30 protein-coding genes are annotated in these 26593 nt (G+C 30.6%); 19 read left to right on the top strand and 11 right to left on the bottom strand.

Features of this window, described 5'->3' with window-relative positions; genetic code table 11:
- Nucleotides 1-238: 238 nt before the first annotated feature.
- The 5 genes from AC28QF_RS09455 to moeB all read left to right on the top strand — a co-directional run bounded on the left by AC28QF_RS09455 (nt 239) and on the right by moeB (nt 4714).
- Nucleotides 239-994, top strand: a complete 756-nt coding sequence (locus AC28QF_RS09455) for a hydroxymethylpyrimidine/phosphomethylpyrimidine kinase (RefSeq protein ID WP_488201583.1) — start codon at nt 239-241, stop codon at nt 992-994.
- A gap of 1 nt (nt 995) precedes the next feature.
- Nucleotides 996-1643, top strand: a complete 648-nt coding sequence (gene thiE, locus AC28QF_RS09460; RefSeq protein ID WP_488201582.1) for a thiamine phosphate synthase — start codon at nt 996-998, stop codon at nt 1641-1643.
- 14 nt (nt 1644-1657) lie between these two features.
- Nucleotides 1658-2428, top strand: coding sequence for a thiazole synthase (locus tag AC28QF_RS09465; RefSeq protein ID WP_488201581.1), 771 nt, complete (start codon nt 1658-1660; stop codon nt 2426-2428).
- 109 nt (nt 2429-2537) lie between these two features.
- On the top strand, nt 2538-3659 hold the full coding sequence (thiH, locus tag AC28QF_RS09470) for a 2-iminoacetate synthase ThiH (protein ID WP_488201580.1): 1122 nt from the start codon (nt 2538-2540) through the stop codon (nt 3657-3659).
- A complete protein-coding gene (gene moeB, locus AC28QF_RS09475) occupies nt 3659-4714 on the top strand; it encodes a molybdopterin-synthase adenylyltransferase MoeB (protein ID WP_488201579.1) in 1056 nt (351 codons plus the stop codon). Before thiH ends, moeB begins: the two co-directional genes overlap by 1 nt.
- A 42-nt stretch (nt 4715-4756) precedes the next feature.
- Here the strand turns inward: moeB and AC28QF_RS09480 are convergent, their stop codons facing one another.
- From AC28QF_RS09480 to AC28QF_RS09500, 5 genes are all read right to left on the bottom strand, one after another.
- Nucleotides 4757-5473 carry a 3-ketoacyl-ACP reductase gene (locus AC28QF_RS09480; RefSeq protein WP_488201578.1) on the bottom strand — a complete coding sequence of 239 codons (717 nt, stop codon included), beginning with the start codon at nt 5471-5473 and terminating at the stop codon, nt 4757-4759.
- A gap of 107 nt (nt 5474-5580) precedes the next feature.
- Complete coding sequence (locus AC28QF_RS09485) at nt 5581-6627, bottom strand: M28 family metallopeptidase (protein WP_488201577.1); 1047 nt, start codon at nt 6625-6627, stop codon at nt 5581-5583.
- A gap of 67 nt (nt 6628-6694) precedes the next feature.
- Nucleotides 6695-7492 (bottom strand): ABC transporter ATP-binding protein, encoded by a 798-nt coding sequence (locus AC28QF_RS09490; protein ID WP_488201576.1) that lies wholly within the window; start codon nt 7490-7492, stop codon nt 6695-6697.
- Nucleotides 7493-7494: 2 nt separating this feature from the next.
- A complete protein-coding gene (locus tag AC28QF_RS09495) occupies nt 7495-8526 on the bottom strand; it encodes a FecCD family ABC transporter permease (RefSeq protein ID WP_488201575.1) in 1032 nt (343 codons plus the stop codon).
- On the bottom strand, nt 8527-9105 hold the full coding sequence (locus tag AC28QF_RS09500; RefSeq protein WP_488201574.1) for a non-canonical purine NTP diphosphatase: 579 nt from the start codon (nt 9103-9105) through the stop codon (nt 8527-8529).
- 201 nt (nt 9106-9306) lie between these two features.
- Between AC28QF_RS09500 and AC28QF_RS09505 the strand changes: the two genes are divergently transcribed.
- Nucleotides 9307-10068: a helix-turn-helix domain-containing protein gene (locus AC28QF_RS09505; protein WP_488201573.1), complete on the top strand. Its 762-nt coding sequence runs from the start codon at nt 9307-9309 to the stop codon at nt 10066-10068.
- A 73-nt stretch (nt 10069-10141) separates the two neighbouring features.
- On the opposite strand, the gene AC28QF_RS09510 is transcribed toward AC28QF_RS09505, so the two are convergent.
- Entirely contained in the window at nt 10142-10996 is an 855-nt protein-coding gene (locus tag AC28QF_RS09510; protein ID WP_488201572.1) for a hypothetical protein, read from the bottom strand.
- 118 nt (nt 10997-11114) lie between these two features.
- A complete protein-coding gene (gene rlmH, locus AC28QF_RS09515; RefSeq protein ID WP_488201571.1) occupies nt 11115-11588 on the bottom strand; it encodes a 23S rRNA (pseudouridine(1915)-N(3))-methyltransferase RlmH in 474 nt (157 codons plus the stop codon).
- Between the two features lie 61 nt (nt 11589-11649).
- Between rlmH and nadC the strand changes: the two genes are divergently transcribed.
- The 9 genes from nadC to AC28QF_RS09560 all read left to right on the top strand — a co-directional run bounded on the left by nadC (nt 11650) and on the right by AC28QF_RS09560 (nt 19773).
- Complete coding sequence (gene nadC / locus AC28QF_RS09520) at nt 11650-12510, top strand: carboxylating nicotinate-nucleotide diphosphorylase (protein ID WP_488201570.1); 861 nt, start codon at nt 11650-11652, stop codon at nt 12508-12510.
- Between the two features lie 15 nt (nt 12511-12525).
- Complete coding sequence (locus AC28QF_RS09525) at nt 12526-14631, top strand: M3 family metallopeptidase (protein WP_488201569.1); 2106 nt, start codon at nt 12526-12528, stop codon at nt 14629-14631.
- A gap of 183 nt (nt 14632-14814) precedes the next feature.
- A complete protein-coding gene (locus AC28QF_RS09530) occupies nt 14815-15384 on the top strand; it encodes a pentapeptide repeat-containing protein (protein WP_488201568.1) in 570 nt (189 codons plus the stop codon).
- A 137-nt stretch (nt 15385-15521) separates the two neighbouring features.
- Nucleotides 15522-16451 carry a YihY/virulence factor BrkB family protein gene (locus AC28QF_RS09535; RefSeq protein ID WP_488201567.1) on the top strand — a complete coding sequence of 310 codons (930 nt, stop codon included), beginning with the start codon at nt 15522-15524 and terminating at the stop codon, nt 16449-16451.
- A 158-nt stretch (nt 16452-16609) separates the two neighbouring features.
- Nucleotides 16610-17974, top strand: a complete 1365-nt coding sequence (gene hisS, locus AC28QF_RS09540; protein WP_488201566.1) for a histidine--tRNA ligase — start codon at nt 16610-16612, stop codon at nt 17972-17974.
- A 68-nt stretch (nt 17975-18042) separates the two neighbouring features.
- Nucleotides 18043-18711: a GTP cyclohydrolase I FolE gene (gene folE, locus AC28QF_RS09545; RefSeq protein WP_488201565.1), complete on the top strand. Its 669-nt coding sequence runs from the start codon at nt 18043-18045 to the stop codon at nt 18709-18711.
- Nucleotides 18712-18863: 152 nt separating this feature from the next.
- Nucleotides 18864-19055 carry a cold-shock protein gene (locus AC28QF_RS09550; protein ID WP_218771143.1) on the top strand — a complete coding sequence of 64 codons (192 nt, stop codon included), beginning with the start codon at nt 18864-18866 and terminating at the stop codon, nt 19053-19055.
- A 240-nt stretch (nt 19056-19295) separates the two neighbouring features.
- The gene (locus tag AC28QF_RS09555; protein ID WP_218771141.1) at nt 19296-19487 is read left to right on the top strand and encodes a cold-shock protein; all 192 of its coding nucleotides are present in this window, start codon (nt 19296-19298) and stop codon (nt 19485-19487) included.
- An 85-nt stretch (nt 19488-19572) separates the two neighbouring features.
- Nucleotides 19573-19773 (top strand): YwbE family protein, encoded by a 201-nt coding sequence (locus tag AC28QF_RS09560; RefSeq protein WP_488201564.1) that lies wholly within the window; start codon nt 19573-19575, stop codon nt 19771-19773.
- 222 nt (nt 19774-19995) lie between these two features.
- Here AC28QF_RS09560 and AC28QF_RS09565 read toward each other — a convergent pair whose 3' ends face one another.
- Genes AC28QF_RS09565 through mtaB form a run of 4 tightly spaced genes read right to left on the bottom strand, consistent with a single transcriptional unit; the run spans nt 19996 to nt 23488 of the window.
- Nucleotides 19996-20895 (bottom strand): lytic transglycosylase domain-containing protein, encoded by a 900-nt coding sequence (locus tag AC28QF_RS09565; RefSeq protein WP_488201563.1) that lies wholly within the window; start codon nt 20893-20895, stop codon nt 19996-19998.
- A 37-nt stretch (nt 20896-20932) separates the two neighbouring features.
- Entirely contained in the window at nt 20933-21598 is a 666-nt protein-coding gene (locus tag AC28QF_RS09570) for an alpha/beta hydrolase family protein (RefSeq protein WP_488201562.1), read from the bottom strand.
- A complete protein-coding gene (locus tag AC28QF_RS09575; RefSeq protein WP_488201561.1) occupies nt 21598-22116 on the bottom strand; it encodes a DUF6438 domain-containing protein in 519 nt (172 codons plus the stop codon). Before AC28QF_RS09575 ends, AC28QF_RS09570 begins: the two co-directional genes overlap by 1 nt.
- A gap of 37 nt (nt 22117-22153) precedes the next feature.
- The gene (gene mtaB / locus AC28QF_RS09580) at nt 22154-23488 is read right to left on the bottom strand and encodes a tRNA (N(6)-L-threonylcarbamoyladenosine(37)-C(2))-methylthiotransferase MtaB (RefSeq protein ID WP_488201560.1); all 1335 of its coding nucleotides are present in this window, start codon (nt 23486-23488) and stop codon (nt 22154-22156) included.
- Nucleotides 23489-23615: 127 nt separating this feature from the next.
- Here mtaB and AC28QF_RS09585 point away from each other — a divergent pair, with 127 nt between their 5' ends.
- Genes AC28QF_RS09585 through AC28QF_RS09600 form a run of 4 tightly spaced genes read left to right on the top strand, consistent with a single transcriptional unit; the run spans nt 23616 to nt 26541 of the window.
- Nucleotides 23616-24113: a GNAT family N-acetyltransferase gene (locus tag AC28QF_RS09585; RefSeq protein ID WP_488201559.1), complete on the top strand. Its 498-nt coding sequence runs from the start codon at nt 23616-23618 to the stop codon at nt 24111-24113.
- Nucleotides 24110-24427: an antibiotic biosynthesis monooxygenase family protein gene (locus tag AC28QF_RS09590; RefSeq protein WP_488201558.1), complete on the top strand. Its 318-nt coding sequence runs from the start codon at nt 24110-24112 to the stop codon at nt 24425-24427. The genes AC28QF_RS09585 and AC28QF_RS09590 overlap by 4 nt, the downstream gene beginning before the upstream one ends.
- Before the next feature lie 10 nt (nt 24428-24437).
- Nucleotides 24438-24950 carry a DUF4442 domain-containing protein gene (locus tag AC28QF_RS09595; RefSeq protein ID WP_488201557.1) on the top strand — a complete coding sequence of 171 codons (513 nt, stop codon included), beginning with the start codon at nt 24438-24440 and terminating at the stop codon, nt 24948-24950.
- Nucleotides 24907-26541: an ABC transporter substrate-binding protein gene (locus AC28QF_RS09600; RefSeq protein WP_488202421.1), complete on the top strand. Its 1635-nt coding sequence runs from the start codon at nt 24907-24909 to the stop codon at nt 26539-26541. The genes AC28QF_RS09595 and AC28QF_RS09600 overlap by 44 nt, the downstream gene beginning before the upstream one ends.
- The last annotated feature ends 52 nt before the right edge of the window (nt 26542-26593 follow it).

Genomic DNA, 26593 nt, shown 5'->3' on the forward strand with positions numbered 1-26593 from the left:
AAACGATGATGTAATCTGTTAGAGAAAAATAGATTGCTTTATTTCATTCGCAATGACAAATAAAAGGTTGTTATTAAAAAGACAGGATAAAATAATTTTATTGATTTGTCAGTTCGAGTGCAGTCGAGAACTAAGTGTCAGTTCTGGTGTTTTTATGAAGTGATAACGGAATAAAAAAGTATCGAGAACATTTTTATATTAACTATTGTTATCAGAATCAAAATAAAAAAATAGCATTTTGAGTAAAAACAACTACATACTAACCATTGCAGGTATAGATCCGTCAAGTGGCGCGGGCATCACTTCAGATATAAAAACATTTGAAGCGCATGGTTTATACGGAATATCAGTATGTACAGCCGTAACTATTCAAAATGATATTGATTTTAAAAGTTGTGTTTGGATTGGAAAAGAAGTTATTCTTTCGCAAATAACAACACTGTTTGAACGATTTTCAATATCCGCAGTAAAAATTGGAATTATAGAATCTTGGGAAGTTTTATTAGAAGTAATTCAAACATTAAAGCGATTAAATCCGAAGATAAAAATAGTTTTAGACCCAGTTTTAAAAGCTAGCGCAGGATTTAATTTTCATGCAAATCAAAATTTAGAAACTTTAGAAAAAGTATTAAATTTCTGTGATTTTGTAACACCCAATTACGAAGAGATAAAAGCCCTTTTTCCGAATAAAAATATCGAAGAAACAATTGATTTTATATCCGAAAAAACAAATATCTATTTAAAAGGCGGGCACAGAAAAGATAAAAAAGGATGGGATGAAGTGTATTATAGTAAAATTGTAAAACTAAATATTCCGCCCATTGCAAATACTGTTTTCGAAAAACACGGAAGTGGTTGTGTTTTATCATCCGCATTAGCGGCTAACTTAGCCTTAGAATTTTCTTTAGAAGATGCCAGTAAAAATACAAAACGATATACAGAACAATTTTTAAACTCGAACGATTCCTTCTTAGGAACTCATAATTATAAATAAAATGATAAGTAAATTACAGTATATAACACAAGGAGAAACACCTAAAGATCATTTAGATAATATTCAAAAAGCATGTGCTTCGGGAGTAGAGTGGGTACAGCTGCGATTAAAAAAAACAGATCCGAAAACGTTGTTAGAAACAGCTAAAGAGGCGAGAGAAATTACAAGTCATTTTCAAACACGATTAATTATAAACGATCATTATAAAGTAGCAAAAGAAGTAAATGCAGATGGTGTTCATTTAGGAGCTTCAGATACTTGTCCTTTAAAAGTTCGTGAATATTTAGGTAAGTTTTATAGCATTGGTGGAACAGCAAATACGCTAGAAGATTGTAAAAAGCTATTAGAAAAAAAAGTAGATTATATAGGTTTAGGGCCTTTTCGTTTCACAGAAACTAAGAAGGATTTAAGTCCGGTTTTAGGAATAGAAGGTTACAAAAAAATACTAACAGCACTGCATACTGAAACGCCAATAATTGCTATTGGTGGTATTACTTTAGATGATGTTGCAGTAATTGTACATTCAGGTATTTATGGCGTTGCAGCGTCGGGAGCAATTACCAATGATTTTACAAGTATTCCTGTTTTTCATAAAATTTTAAGTGCACCAAGTACACAAGAGCAAGTGTATAAAATGGACGATAAGTAGTTTAAAGAGAAAGAATGAATAACATATTAAAAATAGCAGATAAAGAATTTAACTCAAGATTATTCACAGGAACAGGAAAGTTTAGTTCTTCAGAATTAATGAGTGCTTCTTTATTAGCATCCGAAAGTGAATTAATTACCGTTGCTTTAAAAAGAGTTGATGTTAAAGATGAAAATGATGATATTTTAACGCATTTAAACCATGCGCATATTAATTTATTACCTAATACATCTGGAGTAAGAACAGCAAAAGAAGCGGTGTTTGCGGCAGAATTATCTAGAGAAGCATTAGGTACGAATTGGGTAAAACTTGAAATTCACCCAGATCCACGATATTTATTACCAGATGCTATTGAAACTTTAAAGGCAGCAGAAGAGTTAGTAAAACTTGGTTTTGTGGTAATGCCTTATATTCATGCTGATCCTGTTTTATGCAAGCGTTTAGAAGATGTAGGAACACAATGTGTAATGCCATTAGGTGCTCCGATAGGAAGTAATAAAGGATTACGAACACAAGATTTTTTAGAAATTATTATCGAACAATCTAACGTTCCTGTAATTGTAGATGCTGGTATTGGCGCACCATCGCACGCTGCCTATGCAATGGAATTAGGTGCGGATGCCGTTTTAGTAAATACTGCAATAGCCGTTTCTAAAAACCCAGTAGCAATGGCAAGAGCATTTAAAATGGCAGTTGAAGCAGGTAGAATGGCTTATGAGGCAAAACTAGCACCTGTTCAAAAACAAGCCGCAGCAAGTAGTCCGTTAACATCGTTTTTAAATTAATGTAATTACGAGGAGGCACGACGAAGTAATCGTTTACAATAGTATGCAGATTGCTCCATTCTATTTTATTTCATTCGCAATGACGATAACAGCATTAAAAAATTAAATTATGAGTAATTTTAAAGAACTTTTTGATACTTATAATTGGGAAGATACTTTAAAAAGTATTTTCAATAAAACAGCGGTTGAGGTTGAGAGTGCTTTAATTAAAGATAAAATCGATTTAGAAGATTTTAAAGCGTTAATATCTCCTGCTGCGCGACCGTATATCGAGCAATTAGCTCAGAAAAGTAGTTTGCTTACTAAAAAACGATTTGGCAATACTATACAAATGTATGCGCCCATGTATTTGAGTAACGAATGTCAGAATATTTGTACGTATTGCGGCTTTAGCATGACCAACAAAATACCCAGACGTACGTTAACTGATACTGAAATATTAAAAGAAGTCGCTTTTTTAAAAGAAAAAGGGTACGATCATATTTTGTTAGTCACAGGTGAAGCTAATAGAACAGTTGGTGTTGCATATATAAAAAATGCAATTGAATTAATTCGTTCGCAGTTTTCAAATATTACGATTGAAGTACAACCTTTAGATCAGGATGAATACGAATCGTTAATTGAAGCAGGATTGTATGCTGTATTAGTTTATCAAGAAACGTATCATAGAGATGAGTATAAGAAACATCATCCGAAGGGAAAAAAATCTAATTTTAATTATCGTTTAGATACACCAGACAGATTAGGAAAAGCAGGGATTCATAAAATAGGTTTAGGTGCTTTATTCGGATTAGAAGATTGGCGTGCCGATAGTTTTTTTACAGCCTTGCATTTAAAATATTTACAAAAAACGTATTGGAAAACGAAGTACTCTATTTCTTTTCCAAGGTTACGACCACATTCTGGCGGATTAGAGCCAAAAGTAGAGATGACTGATACAGATTTGGTGCAGTTAATTTGTGCTTTTCGTTTACTTGATGAAGATGTAGAACTGTCGATGTCTACCAGAGAAAGTGAAATTTTTAGAAATAATATTGTTAATTTAGGAGCTACATCAATCAGCGCAGAATCTAAAACGAATCCCGGAGGTTATACCGTAGAGCCACAATCGTTAGAACAGTTTGAAATTTCTGATGAACGAAGCACAGCGGAAGTGGTAAAAATGTTAAAAGATAAAGGTTTAGAAGTCGTTTGGAAAGATTGGGCACATTTTGAGTCAATAGAAAAATAATGAATTTAACCAACGAAGAACAAAAACAATATAATCGTCATCTTATTTTAGATAAAATAGGAGAAACAGGTCAATTAAAATTAAAGCAAGCAAAAGTTTTGGTGATTGGTGCTGGCGGATTGGGTTGCCCTGTATTACAGTATTTAACAGCAGCAGGTGTTGGAACAATCGGAATTATAGATGACGATATTATTGATCAAAGTAATTTGCAGCGTCAAATTTTATATACCATTGATGATATTGGCTTGTCGAAGGCTGAAACAGCTGCAAAGCGATTATCTAGGTTAAATCCGTTTGTAAACTTTAAAGTATATAAAGAAAAATTAACCAACAAAAATGCCATTTCTTTGTTTGAAAAATATGATGTTATTGTAGATGGAAGTGATAATTTTTCTACCCGTTATTTAACAAACGATGCCGCTGTAATTACCAAAAAACCATTGGTGTACGGCGCTATTTTTAAGTTTGAAGGGCAGGTTAGTGTATTTAATTATCAAGGAAGTGCTACGTATAGATGTTTATATCCGACACCACCAAAACCAGATGAGTCTCCAAACTGTTCTGAAATTGGAGTTTTAGGTGTTTTACCAGGGATTATTGGTAGTTTGCAAGCGAATGAAACTATTAAGATAATTTGCGAAATAGGAGAGGTTTTAGCCAATAAATTATTGATGTATGATACGTTGACTATGCGTCAAATGATTTTGAAATTTCAGAAATCAACCAATATAGCGGTTACAGCATTAGAAAAAGATTATGATTTTTTCTGCGGAATAAAAGCAGTTAAGAATGAAATTACTTTTGAGGAACTTCAAAAGAATTTACCGAAATATAATTTATTAGATGTGCGTGAAAATTGGGAGCGCGAACAACATCATATAAACGGACAGCATATTCCTTTAGGACAATTACAAAATCGATTTAAAGAGTTACATATTGATAAACCTCTAGTTGTGTATTGTAAATCAGGAATAAGAAGTAAAAAAGCAATTACCTTTTTAGAAGAAGTAATTGATGAGGTTGTTTTTATCAACCTAAAAAATGGACTGAATTAAAAAATGCGTTTCCTTTATAAAAAAGGAAACGCATTGTGTAAATTATGGATTTGTAGACCATAAAGAAGCGCCTTTAAGCATGGCTCTTCTAGGTAAGGTTAAGCCAGCGACAATCAATTCAGCAAAATCTTCAGGTTGTAGTATTTTTTCTGGATTTCCGTCTGTAATACCTAATTCTAAAGACATATCTGACGCAATAGTACTAGGTGTAAGTGTACAAACTCTAATATTGTTTTTACGAACCTCTTTCATTAATGATTCCGACATTCCGATTACTGCAAATTTAGAAGCAGAATAAGCTGAAGTGGTTGCATTACCACTTAATCCGGCAGTAGAAGAAATATTAATAATATCACCTTCATTTTTTTCAATTAAATAAGGTAAAACTTCTTTGGTAACATAATACATTCCCATTAAATTGGTTTGTATAATTTGTGTCCAATCTTCAACGGGCATTTCGTTCAGCGAACCAAAAGCAGCAATACCCGCATTATTTACTAAAATATCAACAGTGCCAAATGTATTTATAATCTCTTTTATCCCTTTTTGAACTTCGTTGTAATTGCTAACATCAAAGATGGCATAAGTTGCCTCAACACCATATGTTTTTATTTCGGCAACTGTACTAAGCAGTCGTTTTTCGTTTCTACCAGTAATGGCAACATTTATCCCTTTTTTTGCAAAAGCAATAGCGGTGGCTTTTCCTAAACCTCTACTAGCTCCGGTTATGAGGGCTTTTTTATTCGTTAAATTTTCCATTATTGTTTTTTAAGTGAAATATATTGGTTTCTGTATCTTTTAGATGTAATTAAAAGATACAAAAAAACTCACCAAATTGATGAGTTTTTTATACTAAAATATGTTTTTTACTTTGTAGTTTCCCCTTTATCAACAACTACACGATTCTCGCGATTTGCAAGTTCCCATGCTGTATGAAAAACCAAACGAGTTCTGTTTTCTAACATTTCGTAATTAATCTTATCAGGAGTATCTGTTGGTTGGTGGTAATCATCGTGTGTACCGTTAAAATAGAAAATAACAGGAATGTTATTCTTTGCAAAATTATAGTGGTCAGAACGATAGTAGTAACGATTCGGATCTTTTTCGTCGTTATATTTATAGTCTAAAGCTACATTTGTGTATTTATTGTTCATTGCTTCAGAAATGTCATGTAACTCAGTACTTAACTTATCAGCACCAATTAAATATACATAATTAGGATTTCCTTTATGACGGTCATCAACTCTACCAATCATATCAATATTTAAATTAGTAACAGTATTCGCTAAAGGGAAAATAGGGTTTTCAGTATAATACTTAGAACCTAATAAACCTTTTTCTTCACCTGTAACATGTAAAAATAAAATAGAACGCTTTGGTTTTTTACCTTCGTTATAAGCTTGTTTAAAAGCTTCAGCAATTTCTAAAATGGCAACAGTACCAGAACCATCATCATCAGCGCCATTATATATTTTTCCGTTTTTTACACCTTCATGGTCTAAGTGTGCAGAAATTACTAAAATCTCCTCTGGTTTTTCTGTTCCTTTGATAAAAGCAACAACGTTTTCAGAATCATTTAACTTCATTCCTCTACGATTATTACTTAAGTAGGCTGAAGGAACTTTTTGAAAATAGTTATCATTTCCTAAAGGAGATATAATTCCTTCGCTTTTATAAAAGTCTCTTAAATAATTAACTGCTTTTTTCTGACCAGGCTCACCAGTGTTACGACCTTCAAATTCATCAGAAGCATATATAAATAAATGTTTTCCTAAATCTTTAGCTGTGATAGTTTTTGCATATTTCGCTGCATAATCTATCGTAGTGTCATTAGTTTCGGTGCTAGCGGTATCTTTACTTGCTCCACAAGCTACAAATGCAAAAGCACTTGCTAAATAAAGTAGTTTTTTCATTAATATTTAATTAAGATTTTGGTTTGATTAGTATCTAAAAGTAACGAAATGTTACAGAAATTCAAATTTAATTTTTCTTTATGACGAATTGTTCTAATGTTTTGTTAAAACTTATCAATTCTTTAGGAAATAATTGCTCAAAAGCATTTTGATTGATTAATTCTTTAGATGTTCCGCTATAAATTTTATTTTCAGAAAGTAAAATAAACTCATCAGCTAACTGAATAGCAAGGTTTACTTCGTGAGTAGAAATAACAATAGTTTTTCCTGTTTTTTCGACTAACTGTTTTAAGAGTGAGAATATTTTAATGGTATGATGAATATCTAAATGAGCAGTTGGTTCATCTAAAATAATGATGTCAGTATCTTGAGCCAATGCACGAGCGATAAGAACACGTTGTAGTTGCCCATCACTTAGTTCATAAAAACGTTTATCTTTTAAATGCTCAATTGCTGTTTGTTCAATTGCCCAAAGAATTTTTTTGAGGTCTTTGGCTGATAATTTATCTATCCAATTAGTATATGGCTGACGTCCTAAGGCGATTAATTCGAAAACCGTTAACTGGCTTTGAGGTAAGCGCTCTGTTAAAACCAAACTTAAAGAAGTAGCTAGTTCGTGATGCGAATAATCGGAAATACTTTTTTGATTAATTTTTATGCTTCCACTTAACGGCTTTTGAACTTTAGAAAGTGTGCGTAGTAAGGTAGATTTTCCAATACCGTTTTTACCCAATAAAGCTACAAATTTTCCTTTTTCTACAGAAAAAGTAATATCAGAAGCAATTACAGTTTGTTGTTTTTTTGTTTGATAACCTATTGCCAGGTTTTCAATATTAAGAACGATATGTTTTTTAGAATCAGTCAAATTTATACATATATTTTCTTTTTTCGTACCAACAACCAAATAACTACAGGAGCACCAAATAAAGACGTGATTGCATTTATAGGTAAAGTAAACTCGCTTGTAGGTAGCTGAGCAATAGCATCGCAAATTAGTAATACTATTGCACCTATAAGAGCTGTTGCTGGTAAAAGTGTTTTATGGTTAGAGGTAGAAAAAATCATTTTAGAAATATGAGGAACTGCTAAACCGATAAAAGCAATTGGACCCGAAAAAGCAGTAATAACACCGGTTAATAAACTGGTGATTAATAAAATAATATTTCTATTTTTTTTAATATTGATTCCTAAACTTTTTGCATAATTTTCACCTAACAAAAAACTATTTAAAGGTTTTATAATACTAAACGTGCCTAAAATACCAATGCTATAAATAATTCCGAAAACAGTAAGTTCTGTCCAAGTTAAGTTACCTAAGCTACCAAAACTCCAAAACATGTATTGTTGAATTTGTTTGGCTTCACTAAAGTAAGATAAAACACTTATTACTGCTGATGTTAACGAGCCAAACATTAAACCTATAATTAATATAGACATGGTGTTTCTAACTTTGTTGGCTGCGATAATTACAGCAAATAATACAAAGAAAGAACCTAAACTAGCGGCGATTGCTAATGCCCAATTAGAAAAAGCGATTGAAACAAAAATACCGCCAAATAAGCCAGAACCCAAAATAAGTAAGGCTACACCTAAGCTAGCACCCGAAGAGATACCTAAAACAAAAGGGCCCGCTAATGGGTTTCGGAATAAGGTTTGCATTAACAATCCGCAGATTGATAAACCAGAACCAACCATAATTGCTGTAACAGCTTTAGGTAGTCGGAAATTTAAAATAATGGTTTGCCAACTGTCTTTAGAAGCAACACCACCAGTTAATACGTTAAAAATATCATCAATAGGAATTGATACAGAGCCTAAACTAATATTTAAGAACAAGAAAAAAACCAGTATAACTGATAAGAAAATAAAATATTTGGAGTGTTTTTTAGAAGACTTCAATTAGTTAATTGATTTTAAAAATTCAACTAATTTTTTAATTGCTAATCCACGGTGACTAATAGTGTTTTTTTCTTCAGAACTCATCTCTGCAAATGATTGCTTAAATCCTTCAGGTTGAAAAATAGGATCGTATCCAAATCCTTTCTCTCCTTGCTTTTTAGGCAGAATTTCCCCCTTGCAAACGCCATTGAATAAAAACTGTTTACCGTTTAAATTCAAGCATATTGAAGTTCTAAATTGTGCTGTTCTATTTTCTTTTCCGTTTAACTCAGTTAACAATTTTTGCATATTGTTTTCTGAATTACTTGGTTCACCTGCATAACGAGCAGAATACACACCTGGGGCTCCGTTTAAACTTTCAACTTCCAGACCGGTATCATCAGCAAAACAATTAAAATTGAATTTATTGGTAACATGATTTGCTTTTATTTTTGCGTTAGCATCTAAAGTGATTGCAGTTTCTTCAATATCATCAAAACATTGAATATCGTTTAAAGATAACAGCTCAATGTTTTTAGGAAGCATTTTTTTAACTTCCGCTAGTTTGTTTAGATTATTTGTGGCAAAAACAAGTTTCATTAATCAATTTTTAATGTAAACAAATGTATTGTTTTTTATCATCTTTGTAATTAATATTTTTGTTTTTATCAAAAGAACAAATCTCTGTAGGTATTGTTAATAAAGGAACGTCGTGTAAATGTCGGGTTAAAATCAATTAAAATGTTTTATAAAAAAGAAAAGCTAAAGTAACATTGTATGGAAAATAAAAATTTACTTATTATGAAACAACCAGCATTAGGAAAGAAAATATCTGAATTAAGAAAGCAAAAAGGTTTAACTCAAGAAGAACTAGTAGAAAAATGTAATATCAATGTGCGTACGATTCAAAGAATAGAATCCGGAGAAACCACTCCTAGAAGTTTTACTATAAAAACAATATTAGAAGCGTTAGAAGCAGATTTTGATATAAGTAGTTTTGCAAATGATATAGAAATTAACATCCATGATAGAAAAGTGTTAAACTTAGCTTGGGTTTTTGGAATTATATATCTTGTGTTTGGCTTTATTGAAACAACGATAGATGTATATAGTTATATTGAAGGCGAAATTTATACTGGTGTAGTAGCATATACAGGTATTAAAATAATTTCTTCAATAACATTTGTAATGTTTTTTAGGGGGTTTTTAAAAATAGCAAAACTGTATTCATATAAGTTATTAGAAATTATTGTTTACATTTTTATGTTAGCATACGTTTTAGCAGAATTGTATGATGTTTTTTTAATAAATTCTACTGATGGATTGATAATTACAGTAACTGTTGTTGAGTTACTAATTTTTGGAATAATTCAAATAATATTCGGAGCTAGCTTACTGAAATTAAAAACTAAATTAGGTACTTTAATTCAGGTTAATGGCGTTTTAGAGATAGCATTAGGTGTTTGTTTAGTTACACTTTTTTTAGCAGGTGTGGGCGCTTTTTTATTAATACCAACAACCATTGTAGAGATAATTGTTATTTATAGGTTAGTGAAAAAATAATAAATCAAACAAAAAAAAGTCGAAATTTAGATGTATCTAAATTTCGACTTTTTAAAAGAAATAATTAATTTTTTTATGCTTTTAATTTACTTAACTCTAATTTTTTAGCGTTAATTTCTTCTTGTATTTTTATTAAACGATCTTTAATTTTAATTATAATAGCTTCTTTACGTGCTATACTTTCTTTAGAAGTAGATGGGTCTTTTTTAGCTTTTTCTAATTTAGCATTCATTCTAGCTAAACCTTCTCTACCACTAGTTAAAATCTCTTCATTTATACTAATGTCATCTTCATAATCACTAATTAAAGTTCCTTTTTCTTTAACGATAGATTTTTCTTCAGCTTTAATTTGATTATCTAATTGCTTTAACTTCTCAGCCTCTAAACGTAAAGATTCTTGTTGCTTTAAATAAGCAATCTCTTTAGCTTTACGATCGTTTTCTAGTTTTACACGAGCATTTTCTAATTGTTGCTTACGTAATGCTAATTCACTTACAGTATTATTTACACTGTTGTCTACAACAGTTTCAACAGTTTCTTCTTCTTTAACGGGCTTTGCTTCATCTGGAGAACTCTTTTTAGTTTTTCTTTCTAATTTTCTCTCAATTGTAGCTAGGTCGCTTTTCTGCTTGTCTATTTGAGCATTTAACCTTGTTAATCTACTTTGTAAACTTGCAATAATTTTTTCTTTTCTTTTAACTTCTTCTTTAGTTACGTTTTTACCTTTTTTAAAATCTTCTAAATTAGCAGTTACACGCTTTAAAGCCTTAACTCCGCTAACTAAAACTTCTTCGTTAGCATCAATTTGATCTTTTTTGTCTTCTACTTGTGATTTTAATAATTTAATTTCGTTTTGAGCATTTACTTGTTGTAAACTAACAAAACAGATAAAGAAAATAGAGGCTAATAAAAATTTTAATGTTTTCATTTTGATTTATTTATTGTAAATTTAATACACTTTTTTTTGGGGCGACAAAATTACAAAATTTTAAATAAAATAATAACTGTTTTTTAAAGAACTTTGTTCGTAAAATAAAGCAGCCTAATTATTCATGATGATAGGGCTCATTCTTAAGAATCGTGAAACCTCTGTAAATCTGTTCAACAATAAATAAACGAATCATTTGATGCGAAAAAGTCATTTTAGATAAAGATAGCTTTCCGTTTGCTTTTTTGTATACAGCTTCCGAAAATCCGTAAGGACCACCAATAAGCAAAACTAATTGCTTAATACCTGAATTCATCTTTTTTTGTAGATATTTAGAGAACTCAACAGATGTAAAATGTTTTCCTTTATCATCTAATAAAACAAGTTGATCGGTGTTTTGAAGCTTCGCCAAAATCAATTCACCTTCTTTTTCTTTTTGCTGAGATTCACTAAGATTTTTAACATTTTTAATGTCAGGTATAACCTCTAGTTCAAACTTAACATAATGTTTTAATCTGTTTTGATAATTATCGATCAACTGAATCAAATTTTTATCATCAGTTTTACCAATGGCTATTAGTTTTATTTTCATGGGGTAAAATTATGAATTATGCACTACGAATTAGTATTTTTACGTCAGAATTATTGAAAACATGATATCAAAAGAACAATTTAATAAAGAGCTAGATTTAATTATTGCTAATGCTATTCGCGAAGATATTGGCGATGGAGATCATACATCACTTTCTTGTATTCCTTCGGATGCTACTGGTAAAGCAAAATTATTGGTAAAAGATGACGGAATTATAGCTGGAGTAGAATTTGCCAAAATGGTTTTTAATTATGTTGATGCAGATCTGCAAATAGAAACATTGTTAAACGATGGAGATGAAGTAAAGTACGGGGATATTGTTTTTTATGTGTCAGGAAAATCACAATCTATTTTAATGGCAGAACGTTTGGTGTTAAACGCAATGCAACGTATGAGTGCCATTGCAACGAAAACGAAGTTTTTCGCTAATTTATTAGAAGGAACAAAAACAAAAGTTTTAGACACTCGTAAAACAACGCCAGGTATTCGTGCTATAGAAAAATGGGCAGTTAAAATTGGTGGCGGAGAAAACCACCGGTTTGCATTGTATGATATGGTAATGATAAAAGACAATCATATCGATTTTGCAGGTGGAATTACACAGGCAATTACGAAAACAAAAAAATATTTAGCAGAAAAAGGGTTAGGTATTAAAATTATAGTAGAGGCGCGTAGTTTAGAAGAAATTAAAGAAATTTTATTGAACGAAGGAGTGTATCGTATTTTAATAGATAATTTTAATTATGACGATACTCGTAAAGCGGTTGCATTAATAGGTGATACTTGCTTAACAGAATCTTCTGGCGGAATTAATGAAGAAACAATTCGTGATTATGCTGAGTGCGGTGTAGATTTCATATCATCAGGCGCCTTAACACATTCGGTTTATAATTTAGATTTAAGTTTAAAAGCAGTTGATTAATTTAATTTTATCAAAATGAAAAAACATATAATTATAGTAGCAACTTTAGTATTGGCAATTTCATGTAATACGAAAGAAACTAAAAAAGAAACAAATACGAATATGGCTGTAGAAAATCCGTTATTAGTTAAAAGCACATTGGATTATGGTGCGCCAGATTTTACTAAAATAAAAAATGAACATTTTATGCCTGCTATTTTGGAAGGTATGAAATTGCAAAATGAAACAATTAAAGAAATTGTTGAAAATACAGAGGCAGCAACTTTTAAAAATACCATTTTAATTTTAGAAGAAAGTAGTAAAACTTTAGATGGAGTTACTGCTGTTTTTTATGGATTAGCAGGTGCTAATACAAATGACACAATTAAAGAAATTCAAAAAGAATTAGCGCCAAAATTCTCTAAACACAATGATGATATTTTATTAAACACCGCATTGTTTGCTAAAATTAAAACTGTTTATAATAATGTAGATAGTATACAATTAGATGCTGAATCTAAACATTTGATAAAAGAATATTATAAGAATTTTTCTAAAGCAGGGGCTGATTTATCAGAAGATAAAAAAGAGAAGTTAAAAGAAATTAACTCAGAAATAGCAAGCTTGGCAAATGATTTTGGTAAAAAATTATTAGATGCAAGCAAAAAAGGAGGTGTTGTTATTACTGATAAACAAAAGTTAAAAGGATTTTCTGAAGAAAAAATTAAGACGTTAAATAAAGACGGTAAATATGAAATACAGTTAATTAATACAAGTCAACAACCATCATTACAAACTTTAGAAAACAGAGAGGTTCGTAAAGAATTATTCGAAAAATCTATTCACAGATCAGACGCAGGCGAATACGATACAAGTAAGTTGGTTAAAAAAATGGTTGCTTTACGAGCAAAAAAAGCACAGATTTTAGGTTTTAAAAACTATGCAAGTTGGAGCTTACAAGGAACAATGGCAGGAACACCAGATGAGGTTTTTAAAATGTTTAGTGGATTAATTCCGGGTGCTTTAGATAAAGTTGCTTCAGAAACTAAAGAAATTCAGGCTGAAATTAAAAAAGAAGAAAACGATTTTAAATTAGCGGCTTACGATTGGAATCATTATGCAGAGAAAGTACGTAAATCTAAATATAATTTAAATGAAGAGGACGTAAAACCTTATTTTGAAGTAACAAATGTATTAGAGAAAGGTGTTTTTTATGCAGCTACTAAGTTGTACGGAATTACATTTAAAAAACGTACAGATATTCCGGTTTACCATTCTGATGTTGTGGTGTATGAAATTTTTGAAGAAGACGGATCTAAGTTAGGCTTGTATTATGGAGATTTCTTTGCAAGAGATAGTAAACGTGGTGGCGCTTGGATGAGTGCTTTCGTAAAACAATCGAAGTTACGTAATCAAAAACCAGTAATTTACAATGTATGTAATTCGCCTAAGCCAGTAGCAGGTGAGCCAGCTTTAATTAGTTTTGGAGAGGTAGAAACGATGTTTCATGAATTCGGACATGCATTACACGGTTTATTCGGTAATCAACAATATGCATCAATTTCAGGAACAAGTACAGCGAGAGATTTTGTTGAGTTTCCATCTCAGTTTAACGAAAACTGGTCAACTCATCCAGAGATTTTAAATAATTATGCAGTGCATTATAAAACAGGAGAAGTAATACCTGCTGATTTATTACAGAAAATTAAAGATGCCGGAACTTTTAATCAAGGATATTCAATGATTGAAAACCTATGTTCTTCTAGTTTAGATATGAATTGGCATACTATTTCTGCGGATGAAAAGATTGAAGACGTTGCTAATTTTGAAGAAGATGCCTTAAAAATGATGCAATTAAAAATAGCAGAAGTTCCGCCAAGATATCGTTCTACATATTTTGCACATATTTTTAGTGGCGGTTACGCGGCTGGTTATTATTCGTATTTATGGACAGAAATGTTAAGTCACGATGCGTACGATTGGTTTAAAGATAACGGATTGTTAACGCGTGAAAACGGACAGAAATTCCGCGAACAAGTTTTATCAAAAGGAAACACGATGAATTACGCGAAAATGTATAATACTTTTGCAGGAAGAGATCCAAAAGCGGCACCAATGTTAAAAGCTAGAGGATTACAATAGTTTGGTTGTTACATCTTGTAAACCTTAAGTAATGAATGAGTTTTTACCAATATTTTTACTCAGTGTTTTGAAAAAAATAATATTTACAATTGTGAGGCTGTCACATCGAGTAAATTATGAGGAACGAATAAATTTGTATCGAGATATTTTTAGTACTCATAAACACCCTAAGATTATTTTCAAATGAAAGATTACTTCGATAGCGAAACATTTACAAAAATTGATTTTAACGAAATAAAAATCAAAAAAGGAGAATATGATAATTGTACGTTCACGGATTGTAATTTCGAGAACGTACATGCCTCAAATATTCAGTTTGTAGAATGTGAATTTATCGATTGTAATTTTAGTAATGCCATTGTAACAAATACGGCTTTTAAAGAGGCTTCTTTTGTGAAATGTAAAATGATTGGTGTAAAATTTAATGAATGTGATTCGTTTTTATTGCAGTTTAGTTTTAAAGACTGTCAATTAAATTTCTCATCATTTTATAAGTTAAAAATACCAAACACAAAATTTGTAAATTGTAATTTGCAAGAAGTTGATTTTACAGAAACTGATATTACAAATTCATTTTTTGATACATGCGATTTAAAAAGCGCCATATTTGATCGCTCAATATTAGAAAAGGTAGATTTTGAAACCGCCTTTAATTTCTCAATAAACCCTGAAGAAAATAAGTTAAAAGGAGCAAAGTTTAGTAAAGAAAATGTGATTGGATTGTTGCAAAAATATAATATTGTTGTAGGGTAATCTGAGGTTCAATTTTTTTGTGATTTATCAAGTGTAAATTTGCATTTAAATAACAAGACACAATAAGTACTATAAAGCATTAATATATTTTATAATATTAATTAAATAAGAATTTTAAATCCTGTGAAATTTAATAAATGACAAAACAGATAGAGGATAATTTAGAAAAAATACCAGTATTAAATCTACTAGTAGTTTTTGGAAAGAAAATTAAAATTCCAATGCTACAAGGTATGTCTTTATATGATGTGCTAGAAATGTATATTATTGGTATTGTTAAAGGAGCCTTAACATCAAGGGCAGGAGGAATTGCTTTTAGTTTTTTTATGGCAATCTTTCCTTTTATGTTATTTATCTTATCGTTAATTCCCTATATTCCAATTGAAGGATTTCAGGATAATCTCTTTTGGTTAATACAAGATCTATTGCCTCCAGAAACTTTTGAGGCTGTAGATTTGGTATTAAAAGACATCATAAACAATCAATACGGAGGTTTGTTATCTTTTGGTTTTTTAGCATCTATTTTTCTTATGACCAACGGGGTAAATGCCATTTTTGGTGGTTTTGAATATTCTTACCATGTTACCGAATTTAGAAATGTGTTTGCTACTTATATCGTGTCATTAGGAGTTTCTTTATTAATGTCTTTCTTTTTAATAATAACCGTAGTTGCTATTATTTTTTATCAACTAGCACTAGCTCGCATTAACAATATAGGTTGGTTAGAAACTAGTGATTTAGATTTTTTTTATTGGGGAAGAAGTTTGCTTTTTTTAATAATGATTTTTACAATTGTTTCGATATTATTTCGTTTCGGAACCAAACAAGGAAGGGAAGTAAGGTTCTTTTCGCCTGGAGCAATATTAACTACAGTGTTATCATTATTTACATTTTATATATTCGGTGTTTATGTGACAAACTTTGCAACTTATAATCAATTATATGGTGCGATAGGAACATTATTAATACTAATGTTGTTTGTGTGGTTAAACGCAATTATATTGCTTTTAGGCTTTGAGTTAAATGCAGCTATTTATCGATTAAAACGAATAAATAAAGCTTTATAATTCGCCTATAAATTCAGATATTTGCCAACGAAGTTGGATTAAGTATCTCGCTCTTATGAAAGCTTACTTTTAAGTAACACAAAACAAACGTTTAAAAATTAAAGGTTTTAGATTTTGAGAAAATCTCACGACTTATAACCTACAATTCATAATTAACTATGAAACCATCAATCCCAAAGGGAACCAGAGACTTTTCATCAAACGAAGTAGCAAAAAGAAATTATATATTTAATACGATCAAACACGCGTTTGAAAATTTCGGATTCCAGCCTATCGAAACACCAAGTTTCGAAAATTCATCAACTTTAATGGGTAAGTATGGAGAAGAAGGAGATCGTTTAATTTTTAAAATTTTAAATTCTGGTGATTACTTAAAAAAGGTAGACGAAGTTTTATTAACAGAAAAAAATAGCCTTAAAACAACTTCAAAAATATCTGAAAAAGCCTTACGTTACGATTTAACAGTGCCATTTGCACGTTATGTGGTGCAACATCAAAACGATATTACGTTTCCTTTTAAAAGATACCAGATTCAACCAGTTTGGAGAGCCGATCGTCCACAAAAAGGACGTTTTAGAGAGTTTTATCAATGTGATGCGGACGTAGTAGGGAGTAAATCTTTATTGCAAGAAGTAGAATTTGTACAGTTATACGACACTGTTTTTAGTAAGTTAGGTTTAAATGGTGCGACTATAAAAATCAACAACAGAAAAATATTATCTGGTATTGCTGAGGTAATTGGCGCAAAAGATAAACTAATCGATTTTACGGTTGCTTTAGATAAATTAGATAAAATAGGTAAAGAAGGTGTTGTAAAAGAAATGCTTGAAAAAGGAATTTCTGAAGATGCTATTGTAAAAGTAGATCCGTTATTTAATTTTTCAGGAAGTAATCAAGAAAAGTTAGCTTCTTTGCAAGAAATGTTACAAACTTCAGAAGAAGGATTGGCAGGGGTACAAGAATTACGTACTGTTGTAGAGATGATAGAAGAAATTGGGTTGGCATCTGCTTCGTTAGCGTTAGATGTAACTTTAGCTCGCGGATTAAATTATTACACAGGTGCCATTTATGAAGTAGCACCGCCAGAAGGTGTAAAAATGGGATCTATTGGTGGCGGAGGTCGTTATGACGATTTAACAGGAATCTTCGGATTAAAGGATGTAAGTGGTGTAGGTATTTCTTTCGGATTAGACAGAATTTACTTGGTAATGGAAGAGTTAAACTTATTTGAAGAGGTTGAGTTGCCAAAACCAAGAGTGTTATTTTTAAATTTTGATGAAGCAGAAAATCTATCGAAGATCAAAGCCATTAAAAAATTAAGAGAGTATAACATAAAATCAGAGTTGTATCCTGATACGGCAACGAGTAATAAACAAGAGAAAAAACAATGGAAATACGTTGGTAGTAGAGACATACAATTTGTGGTAACTACTATTGAAAACAATATGTTTGTTTTAAAAGATATGGTAAACGGAGAGCAAACTACTTGTTCTTTAGATGAATTGATAAGTAAAGTACAGTAAATTAACAACTAATTTGTAAATTTGCGCCTTAATAATTGAAAGAAATGTTTGAAGTGAGTAGCAACAAAATGAATGACGAGAGAATAGAAGAGATAGGAGAGAACCACATAAGTACATCGGCAGAATCACCAATACGTGCGGATGCTTTTGATATTTCTGATGAAGAAAAAATAGAGAAAATTCAAGAAAGTGTTAAAGATATTTTAATCACTTTAGGAATGGATTTAACAGACGATAGTATGCAAGGTACACCTAAACGTGTAGCTAAAGCATTTGTAAATGAAATATTTATGGGTTTAAACCCTGCAAATATGCCAAAAGCATCTACGTTTGATAATAATTACAATTATGGTGAAATGTTAGTAGAAAAGAATATCGTTGTATATTCTACCTGCGAGCATCATTTATTACCTATAATTGGTCGTGCACATGTTGCTTATATTTCTGACGGAAAAGTAATTGGGTTGTCTAAAATGAATCGTATTGTGGAGTATTTTTCTAAAAGACCGCAAGTACAAGAGCGTTTAACAATGCAAATAGTTCAGGCAATGCAAGATGCTTTAGGAACACAAGATGTAGCTTGTATTATTGATGCAAAACATTTATGTGTAAACTCAAGAGGTATAAAAGATATAGAAAGTAGTACTGTTACAGCCGAATTTGGCGGTAAATTTAAAGAGAAAGATACTAAGCGTGAGTTTTTAGATTACGTTAAAATGGATACAAAGTTTGATTAACGTCAATGTTTATAAAGAAAACCTTCGATTTATTTCATGTAAATCGAGTTTTTTTTATTAAAAAAAATATTTTTTATTACGTTTTTTGATAGTACATTTGCACTTTAATAAACATAGCTAGCACTTAAGTTAGCGACACATAATTTTTTATAATGAATAAAGGTATCGTAAAATTCTTCAATGAATCAAAAGGATTCGGATTTATCACAGAAGAAGGAAACAACAAAGAACATTTTGTACATGTATCAGGATTAATTGACGAAGTTCGTGAAAACGACGAAGTTGAATTCGAATTACAAGATGGAAGAAAAGGATTAAACGCTGTAAACGTAAGAGTATTATAATATATTATTACCAGAGTAAACTTTTTAATAAAAAGCCTATCAATTATTGATAAGCTTTTTTTGTGTTTAATATGTTTTAAACACCTGTAAAAATAGCTGTTTGTTATAGGTGATTTTTAAGAAATATTTTTTTAATTGTAATAAAATCAATTATTTAGGCTAAGTTTAGATATTTGGCATTACATTTGCAGTACAATAAACGTTGTTAGCACTTAAGCGAGCAACAATTAATTTTTTATTATGAATAAAGGTACCGTAAAATTCTTCAACGAATCAAAAGGATTTGGATTTATCACAGAAGAAGGAAACAACAAAGAGCATTTTGTACATGTTTCAGGATTAATCGATGAAATTCGTGAAAACGATGAGGTTGAGTTTGACTTACAAGATGGAAAAAAAGGATTAAACGCTGTAAACGTAAGAGTATTATAATATATATTATTACCAGAGTAAACTTTTTAAAGACAAGCCTATCAATTAATTGATAGGCTTTCTTATTTTAATGAAAATATTTTAAATGAAAGACGGTAGAAATAGAAATCACATTCGTATAGGTGCAGAGGTTGAGGTTGTCCAAAAAAATCACCAAAGGTCAGGCGAGTTAACGATAGGTATTGTAAGTAGAATTTTAACAAACTCAGCAAATCATCCTCATGGAATTAAAGTACAATTAGAATCAGGAATTGTAGGAAGGGTAAAAAATATCAAAGAAGATTAGAGTACTCTAATCTTCTTTGATATTTTTCAATCTCTTTATTCCGTCTATTAAAAACCAACTTGCAAATAAGACTCTTACAAGTAAGAATATGTACTTATTTTCGGTTCTGAAACTTAAAAGAACTCTATAGCTATCTAGATCTTTAAAAAATTGAGAGAATGTTGCTATTAAAATAAATAGCCCAATTACAATATATAAAAAGGGAAGTACTTTTTTCATTTGTTAGTTAGGAATTTTAATTTCGTATAATTTACCGCTTTTATTATTTAGTTTATTTTCTCTTAACCAAGAGTTGTGTAGTTTAAGGTCTTTATAGGTGGTACCGTACTTTTTAGCAAATAAAGCTATATTGGTAATAGCAGTGTCTACTTTAACTGAGTAGGTAGATGGTAAAGTGTATAAATCTTCTTTATCAAATTCAAAACCATACTTCTCAGGATTCGAAATTATTTCTTTTAAAGCTAAGATTCTAAATACATAACGTTCTGTTTCATCAGGCAATAAAACGTCGTAATAACTAGTTACATTTTGTTCTTCTAATCTTCTTCCTACGCCATGATTACCAGCGTTATAAGCGGCAGTAGCAAGAGTCCAAGAATTAAAGCGACTATATGCTTTCTTTAAATATTCTGCAGCTACTTCAGTCGATTTTTCTATATTATAGCGTTCATCTACATTATCGTTAATTTCTAAACCGTATTCACGACCAGTACTTTTCATAAAATGCCACATTCCGGCCGCACCTACAGAAGAAGTTTCATCAATAAATGCACTTTCAGCCAAAGCTAAAAATTTAAAATCATCAGGTAAACCATGTTTAGCTAATAAAGGTTCTAGAACCGGAAAGTATTTGTTTGCACGTTTTATTAGCAGTAATCCGTTTGATTGCCAATAAGTATTTACAAGTAGTTCACGATCCATACGTTCTTTAATGTCTGCTTTTTCTAAAGGCACACGTTCACCAGCTAACTCCATGTTTTTAGGGAGTTTTACAGCTTTAATTTGATAGCTCTCTGCTACGTTCTTAACAAGAGGTTCATTGGATTGGCTTATTGTATTTGTAAATAAAATAGCAACAAACACAATTGTTAGTAGTGATAAAAAACGTACGGATTTATTCATTTTCTTTTAATTTTTTAATTAGAATTTATTAAGATCTTTAATCAATCAAAAAGCATTCCTTTTCTAATATTTTAGAAATAGTTTTTGCTTTATTTAAAATCATAATATGAGTTCCTTTTTCTATTTTAATATAATTTTTTATATGCTTTGCAGGAAAAACTTCATCATCATTGCCATGTATATGAATTGTATTTTTCAATGGTTCTTTTTGTTGCCAATGCAATACGTTGTATATAGACCATTGTAAATATTTTTTATCTCTTATCGATAAATATATTTTATACAATTCTGCTCTTTTTTTTAGATAGTCGTTAAAAAAATAATGTTCGTAACTTTCGATATTCGCTATTATTTTTGAAGGGAAAAGTTTATATACTCCAGTTATTTGCGCTAATTTTAAACGCTTAGGAAGTTCTTTATTACTTTTGATACTAGAAATAATAATTACTTTTTTACAAGGAATAATTTTACTCATTTCTTGCACCACTATTCCTCCAAAAGAAACACCAACTAATATAGCGTTTTTGTGTTTAATAGTTTGGCACATTCGAGCGGCATACTCTTCAATACTTTCATTTATGGATGTAGGTAATAACCAGTCTATAAAATGAAGTTGAACTTTTTTTTCAGGCAAAGAAATGTGTTCAAATATTTTGGTGTTTGCAGCTAAACCCGGTACAAAATATACATGAGTTTTTACCATTATTCAATAAGGTTCTTGTCTAATAAAAGTTCCTCAATATACTCGTGAATATTAATTAATTCATCAGGAATATCTTTCCACAAACGAATTTTTACTTGTTTATTGTTATGGGTTATAAATGTGCTTGGTAAATCAGAGATATTAGTGTTATCATAAACAGTTTTAAACGAGTCAAAACCATTTGTATTAAACATATCATTAAGTTTTTTGAAATCTTTATCAGAAAGTTTAAACTTATGAATTCCTTTTTCAAGCACATATTCGATTCCGTTAAATATAACATTACCTTTTTTATCAATAGTAACATTGTAAACGGCACAGTCTCCAAGACAAGGCGTTTTTCGAATATTTACAAGAGTGTTCTCTTTAATTGGTTCGCTTTCTAGTACTTTAGGCTTTTCAATTGTTTTTTCTACCACTATTTCTTTCTCGATAGGTATAGACTCTTTTTTAAATTCTGTTTTAGGAACGCTACAAGCTAAAGTTAAAGCGAAAAATAATATTAGTGCGTATTTCATAATTTTATTTTAAAGTAGATAAAAAACCATTCACAATTTAAGTAATAACTTCGTTTTTAACAAAGTTAAAACGAACTAAACCATCCTCGTCAATTTCGGTTAAGGAAACAGTGTGTAGTGTGTTTACCAATTCCGGATTCCAAGGTGTTTTTACTTTTACATAATTCTGTGTAAATCCGTGAATATAGCCTTCTTTATTTTCACTTTCAAAAAGTACCGTTAATGTATTGCCTATTTGAGTTTCATAAAAAGCCCTACGTTTTTTAACAGATAAGCCACGTAACATTTTACTTCGTTTTGCACGTACATTTTTGGCTACTACTCCATCCATATTAACAGCTTCTGTATTTGGTCTTTCAGAATAGGTAAATACATGTAAATACGAAATATCCATTTCGTTTAAATAGTTGTAGGTTTCTAAAAATAATTCATCTGTTTCACCAGGAAAACCAACAATTACATCTACACCAATACAAGAATTTGGCATTACTTCTTTTATTCTAGTAACTCTATTTGTGTAGGTTTGTGTTAAATAACGACGCTTCATCTTTTTTAACAATTCGTCAGATCCGGATTGCAATGGAATGTGGAAATGCGGAACAAAAGTGTTAGATTTAGAAACAAAATCGATCGTTTCGTCTTTTAATAAATTTGGTTCGATAGACGATATTCGCAAACGTTGAATACCGTCAACTTTATCTAATTCTTTAACCAATTCTAAGAAAGTGTGTTCGTGTTTTTTGTTACCAAACTCACCTTTACCGTAATCGCCAATATTTACACCTGTTAAAACGATTTCTTTAATTCCTCTTTCTGATATTTCTTTGGCATTTTTTAAAACGTTCTCTAAAGTATCAGATCTAGAAATTCCTCGTGCTAACGGAATTGTACAATACGTACATTTATAATCACAACCATCTTGTACTTTTAAAAAAGCACGGGTACGATCGCCAATAGAATAGGCACCAACATAAGAATCAGCTTCTTCAATTTCGCACGAATGTACTTCGCCAATATCATTTTTAGTTAAATCGTTGATGTAACTAGTAACGTTAAATTTTTCGGTAGCACCTAAAACTAAATCTACACCATTAACATTGGCTAATTCTTCTGGTTTTAATTGCGCATAGCAACCAACACCAATTATAAAAGCATCTTCATTTTGTTTTAAAGCTGATTTTACAATCGATTTAAAACGTTTATCAGCATTGTCAGTAACCGAACATGTATTAATTACATATATAGCTGCTTTTTCATCAAATTCAACACGTTCAAAACCTTCAGAAACAAAATTTCTAGCAATAGTTGAAGTTTCAGAAAAATTTAATTTACATCCTAAAGTGTAAAAAGCTACTTTTTTATCTACGTTCATTCTTTTAATATCCTTAATAAAAAACAAAAGCCTTGTGTAAGTCTTTAATTTTTTAGAAGTTCGTATGGTGTATTTTTATAAATCTGTTTTAGACAGTATTTATCAACTGCAAAATTACAATTTATTCATGATTTTTGAAACCGAAAGATTACGCATTAGAAAACTTCTTTTAACTGACTTAAAACCTTTTTTTAAGTTAGAAAGTAATCCAGTAGTTTTACAATATGCAACAGGTGAAGTTAAAACAATTATTGCGTGTGAAGTAGAACTTAAAGATTTGATGAATAGGTATGATAAGCCAAAAAATGATTTCTGGATTTATGCAATCGAACGAAAAACTGATAAGAAGTTTATAGGAACCGTTGCTTTGGTAAAAGACAATGTAGATGATGAAATAGGATATCGGTTTATTCAAGAATATTGGGGTAAAGGATATGCAACTGAAATTTGCAAAGGACTAATTTCTTATTGTAGATTTGTAGGAATGAAAAAAATTGTAGGTTATGTAGTTGATGAGAATATAGCTTCAGCTAAAATATTAAAACGATTTAATTTTACAGAAGTAAAGAAATTTATAAGTGAAGATATAGGCTTGCCAGAAACAAAATACGAATTAATTTTATGATTGAAGATTCATTAACTCCGCCATATTACGCGGTTATTTTTACAACTATATTGTCTGATGACCATAGCGGGTATAACGACATGGCTAATAGAATGGTAGAATTAGCAAAACAACAAGAAGGTTATTTAGGAATTGAGTCAGCCCGAGCAGAAGTTGGAATTACGGTTTCATATTGGCGAAGTTTAGAGGCAATTACACAATGGAAAAATAATTTATTACACATAGAAGCTCGAGAAAAAGGAAGAGAAAAATGGTATACAAAATACCAGCTTCGAATTTGTAAAGTAGAGCGAGAATATGGATTTGAAAAATAATAACAATTAAATGTACGCAACAATATCTAAGGTTTTAAGTGCTTTTTTAAAACAAAGTACTATTTTTAAATACGGATTTAATATTTCGCCTATGTATCGTAGATCAACAGGTAAAATTATTGAAGTATCTGACGATTTGTTTAATGTAAAAGTTAAAATACCTATTAGTTATAAAAATAAAAACTATGTAGGTTCTATTTTCGGAGGAAGTTTATTCTCTGCAACGGACCCAATTTTTATGATTCAGTTAATGAATATTTTAGGAAATGATTATGTAGTTTGGGATAAAAGCGCCAATATTAAATTTAAACGACCAGCAAAATCGAATTCGTATGTTGATTTTGTTTTTACTGAAGATGAAATTCAGCAAATAAAAGACGGTGTAAAAGATGCTCAAGAAATAGATTTACATAAAGAAATTAAAATTACTAATAAAGAGGCTTCGACGATATATGCCGAAGTATCAAAAACCATATACATTGCAGATAAATCATATTATAAAAATAAAAGGAAGAATAAGTAATTTTCTTGTTTTAGCAGTTCTTTTTATAGGTTTTAATTCTTGTGCTAAAGAAGCCAGTTCTTTTTCTGAAGCTCAGGTTTTTCGTTATAATGAACATTCAAATATAACTTCGTTGGATCCTGCTTTTGCAAAAGATCAGCGTAACATTTGGGCGGTTAATCAATTGTTTAATGGTTTGGTGCAATTAGATGATAGTTTGCATCTACAACCCGACATCGCTAAAAGTTGGGCGATTTCTGAAGACGGAAAAAGCTATAAGTTTACTTTAAGAAGCGATGTGAAATTTCATAAACATTTATTGTTCGGAAAAGATTCCACCAGAAATGTTACGGCTCATGACTTTGAATATTCATTTAATAGATTATTAGATAAAAATGTAGCCTCTCCAGGAGGTTGGGTTTTGCAAAATGTAGCGGATTTTAAAGCTGAAAACGATTCGCTTTTTACAATCAATATAAAACAGCCTTTTCCGCCTTTTTTAGGGTTGTTGGCAATGAAATACTGTTCGGTAGTTCCGAAAGAAGCAATAACCTATTTTGGTAATTTTTTTAGAGCAAATCCAATTGGTACAGGGCCTTTTAAATTTAAATTATGGGTAGAAAATACGAAGTTGGTGTTGCGTAAAAATCCGTTGTTTTATGAAAAAGATATAGATGGGAAGTCGTTACCATATTTAGAAGCTGTTGCAATTACTTTTTTACCAGACAAGCAGAGTGAATTTTTGCAATTTATACAAGGAAATCTCGATTTTATGAAGAGTTTAGATGCTTCTTATAAAGATGATATTTTAAATACAGATGGAACTTTAAAAGAGAAATATGTTGGTAAGATTAAGATGGAAACTGGCGCATATTTGAATACTGAATATTTAGGGATTTATTTAGATGGTGAAAATGAAGAACCAACAAAGTCAAAATTAATAAGGCAGGCTATAAATTATGGATTTGATCGTGTAAAAATGATTAAATTCTTAAGAAACGGAATTGGTACACCTGCCACAAGCGGATTTATACCAAAAGGATTACCGTCGTTTAATAACCAAAAAGGATATTCTTATCAGCCAGAAAAAGCGGCTGCGTTGGTTTCGGAATATATAAAGGTAACAGGAAATGAAAATCCAGAAATTACAATTACTACGAATGGTAATTATTTAGATTTATGTGAGTTTATTCAGCGTGAATTACAAAATATAGGATTACAAACTAAAGTAGATGTAATTCCGCCTTCAACCTTACGACAAGGAAAATCAAGTGGAAAACTACCTATTTTTAGAGCAAGTTGGATTGCTGATTATCCAGACGCAGAAAACTATGTGTCGTTATTTTACAGCAAAAATTTTACACCAAACGGACCAAATTATACGCATTTTAAGAATGAGAAATTTGATGAGTTATATGAAAGCTCAATAAAGGAAATCGAAGTTGATAAGCGATACAAATTGTATCAACGAATGGATAGTATAATAATAAATCAGGCTCCGATTGTTCCGTTATATTATGATGAAGTAATTCGTTTTAGTCAAAAAAATATCCAAGGATTAGGAATTAACCCTATTGATTTATTGAATTTAAAAAGAGTACGTAAAGATTAAATTTTGCAATAAATAAAAGAGACCGTTTAGATTATCTAAACGGTCTCTTTTT

The organism is Tenacibaculum sp. M1.3A, assembly GCF_057732375.1.

What these genes read in the sequence shown, in the direction of transcription:
- AC28QF_RS09585 (WP_488201559.1), top strand. Translation starts at nt 23,616, where the DNA reads ATGATTTTTGAAACCGAAAGATTACGCATTAGAAAACTTCTTTTAACT.
- AC28QF_RS09550 (WP_218771143.1), top strand. Translation starts at nt 18,864, where the DNA reads ATGAATAAAGGTATCGTAAAATTCTTCAATGAATCAAAAGGATTCGGA.
- AC28QF_RS09560 (WP_488201564.1), top strand. Translation starts at nt 19,573, where the DNA reads ATGAAAGACGGTAGAAATAGAAATCACATTCGTATAGGTGCAGAGGTT.
- AC28QF_RS09500 (WP_488201574.1), bottom strand. Translation starts at nt 9,105, where the DNA reads ATGAAACTTGTTTTTGCCACAAATAATCTAAACAAACTAGCGGAAGTT.
- AC28QF_RS09505 (WP_488201573.1), top strand. Translation starts at nt 9,307, where the DNA reads ATGAAACAACCAGCATTAGGAAAGAAAATATCTGAATTAAGAAAGCAA.
- AC28QF_RS09510 (WP_488201572.1), bottom strand. Translation starts at nt 10,996, where the DNA reads ATGAAAACATTAAAATTTTTATTAGCCTCTATTTTCTTTATCTGTTTT.
- AC28QF_RS09530 (WP_488201568.1), top strand. Translation starts at nt 14,815, where the DNA reads ATGAAAGATTACTTCGATAGCGAAACATTTACAAAAATTGATTTTAAC.
- nadC (WP_488201570.1), top strand. Translation starts at nt 11,650, where the DNA reads ATGATATCAAAAGAACAATTTAATAAAGAGCTAGATTTAATTATTGCT.
- AC28QF_RS09595 (WP_488201557.1), top strand. Translation starts at nt 24,438, where the DNA reads ATGTACGCAACAATATCTAAGGTTTTAAGTGCTTTTTTAAAACAAAGT.
- AC28QF_RS09480 (WP_488201578.1), bottom strand. Translation starts at nt 5,473, where the DNA reads ATGGAAAATTTAACGAATAAAAAAGCCCTCATAACCGGAGCTAGTAGA.
- AC28QF_RS09465 (WP_488201581.1), top strand. Translation starts at nt 1,658, where the DNA reads ATGAATAACATATTAAAAATAGCAGATAAAGAATTTAACTCAAGATTA.
- hisS (WP_488201566.1), top strand. Translation starts at nt 16,610, where the DNA reads ATGAAACCATCAATCCCAAAGGGAACCAGAGACTTTTCATCAAACGAA.
- AC28QF_RS09525 (WP_488201569.1), top strand. Translation starts at nt 12,526, where the DNA reads ATGAAAAAACATATAATTATAGTAGCAACTTTAGTATTGGCAATTTCA.
- AC28QF_RS09535 (WP_488201567.1), top strand. Translation starts at nt 15,522, where the DNA reads ATGACAAAACAGATAGAGGATAATTTAGAAAAAATACCAGTATTAAAT.
- AC28QF_RS09590 (WP_488201558.1), top strand. Translation starts at nt 24,110, where the DNA reads ATGATTGAAGATTCATTAACTCCGCCATATTACGCGGTTATTTTTACA.
- AC28QF_RS09570 (WP_488201562.1), bottom strand. Translation starts at nt 21,598, where the DNA reads ATGGTAAAAACTCATGTATATTTTGTACCGGGTTTAGCTGCAAACACC.
- AC28QF_RS09575 (WP_488201561.1), bottom strand. Translation starts at nt 22,116, where the DNA reads ATGAAATACGCACTAATATTATTTTTCGCTTTAACTTTAGCTTGTAGC.
- moeB (WP_488201579.1), top strand. Translation starts at nt 3,659, where the DNA reads ATGAATTTAACCAACGAAGAACAAAAACAATATAATCGTCATCTTATT.
- mtaB (WP_488201560.1), bottom strand. Translation starts at nt 23,488, where the DNA reads ATGAACGTAGATAAAAAAGTAGCTTTTTACACTTTAGGATGTAAATTA.
- thiE (WP_488201582.1), top strand. Translation starts at nt 996, where the DNA reads ATGATAAGTAAATTACAGTATATAACACAAGGAGAAACACCTAAAGAT.
- AC28QF_RS09565 (WP_488201563.1), bottom strand. Translation starts at nt 20,895, where the DNA reads ATGAATAAATCCGTACGTTTTTTATCACTACTAACAATTGTGTTTGTT.
- AC28QF_RS09485 (WP_488201577.1), bottom strand. Translation starts at nt 6,627, where the DNA reads ATGAAAAAACTACTTTATTTAGCAAGTGCTTTTGCATTTGTAGCTTGT.
- AC28QF_RS09555 (WP_218771141.1), top strand. Translation starts at nt 19,296, where the DNA reads ATGAATAAAGGTACCGTAAAATTCTTCAACGAATCAAAAGGATTTGGA.
- folE (WP_488201565.1), top strand. Translation starts at nt 18,043, where the DNA reads ATGAATGACGAGAGAATAGAAGAGATAGGAGAGAACCACATAAGTACA.
- thiH (WP_488201580.1), top strand. Translation starts at nt 2,538, where the DNA reads ATGAGTAATTTTAAAGAACTTTTTGATACTTATAATTGGGAAGATACT.
- rlmH (WP_488201571.1), bottom strand. Translation starts at nt 11,588, where the DNA reads ATGAAAATAAAACTAATAGCCATTGGTAAAACTGATGATAAAAATTTG.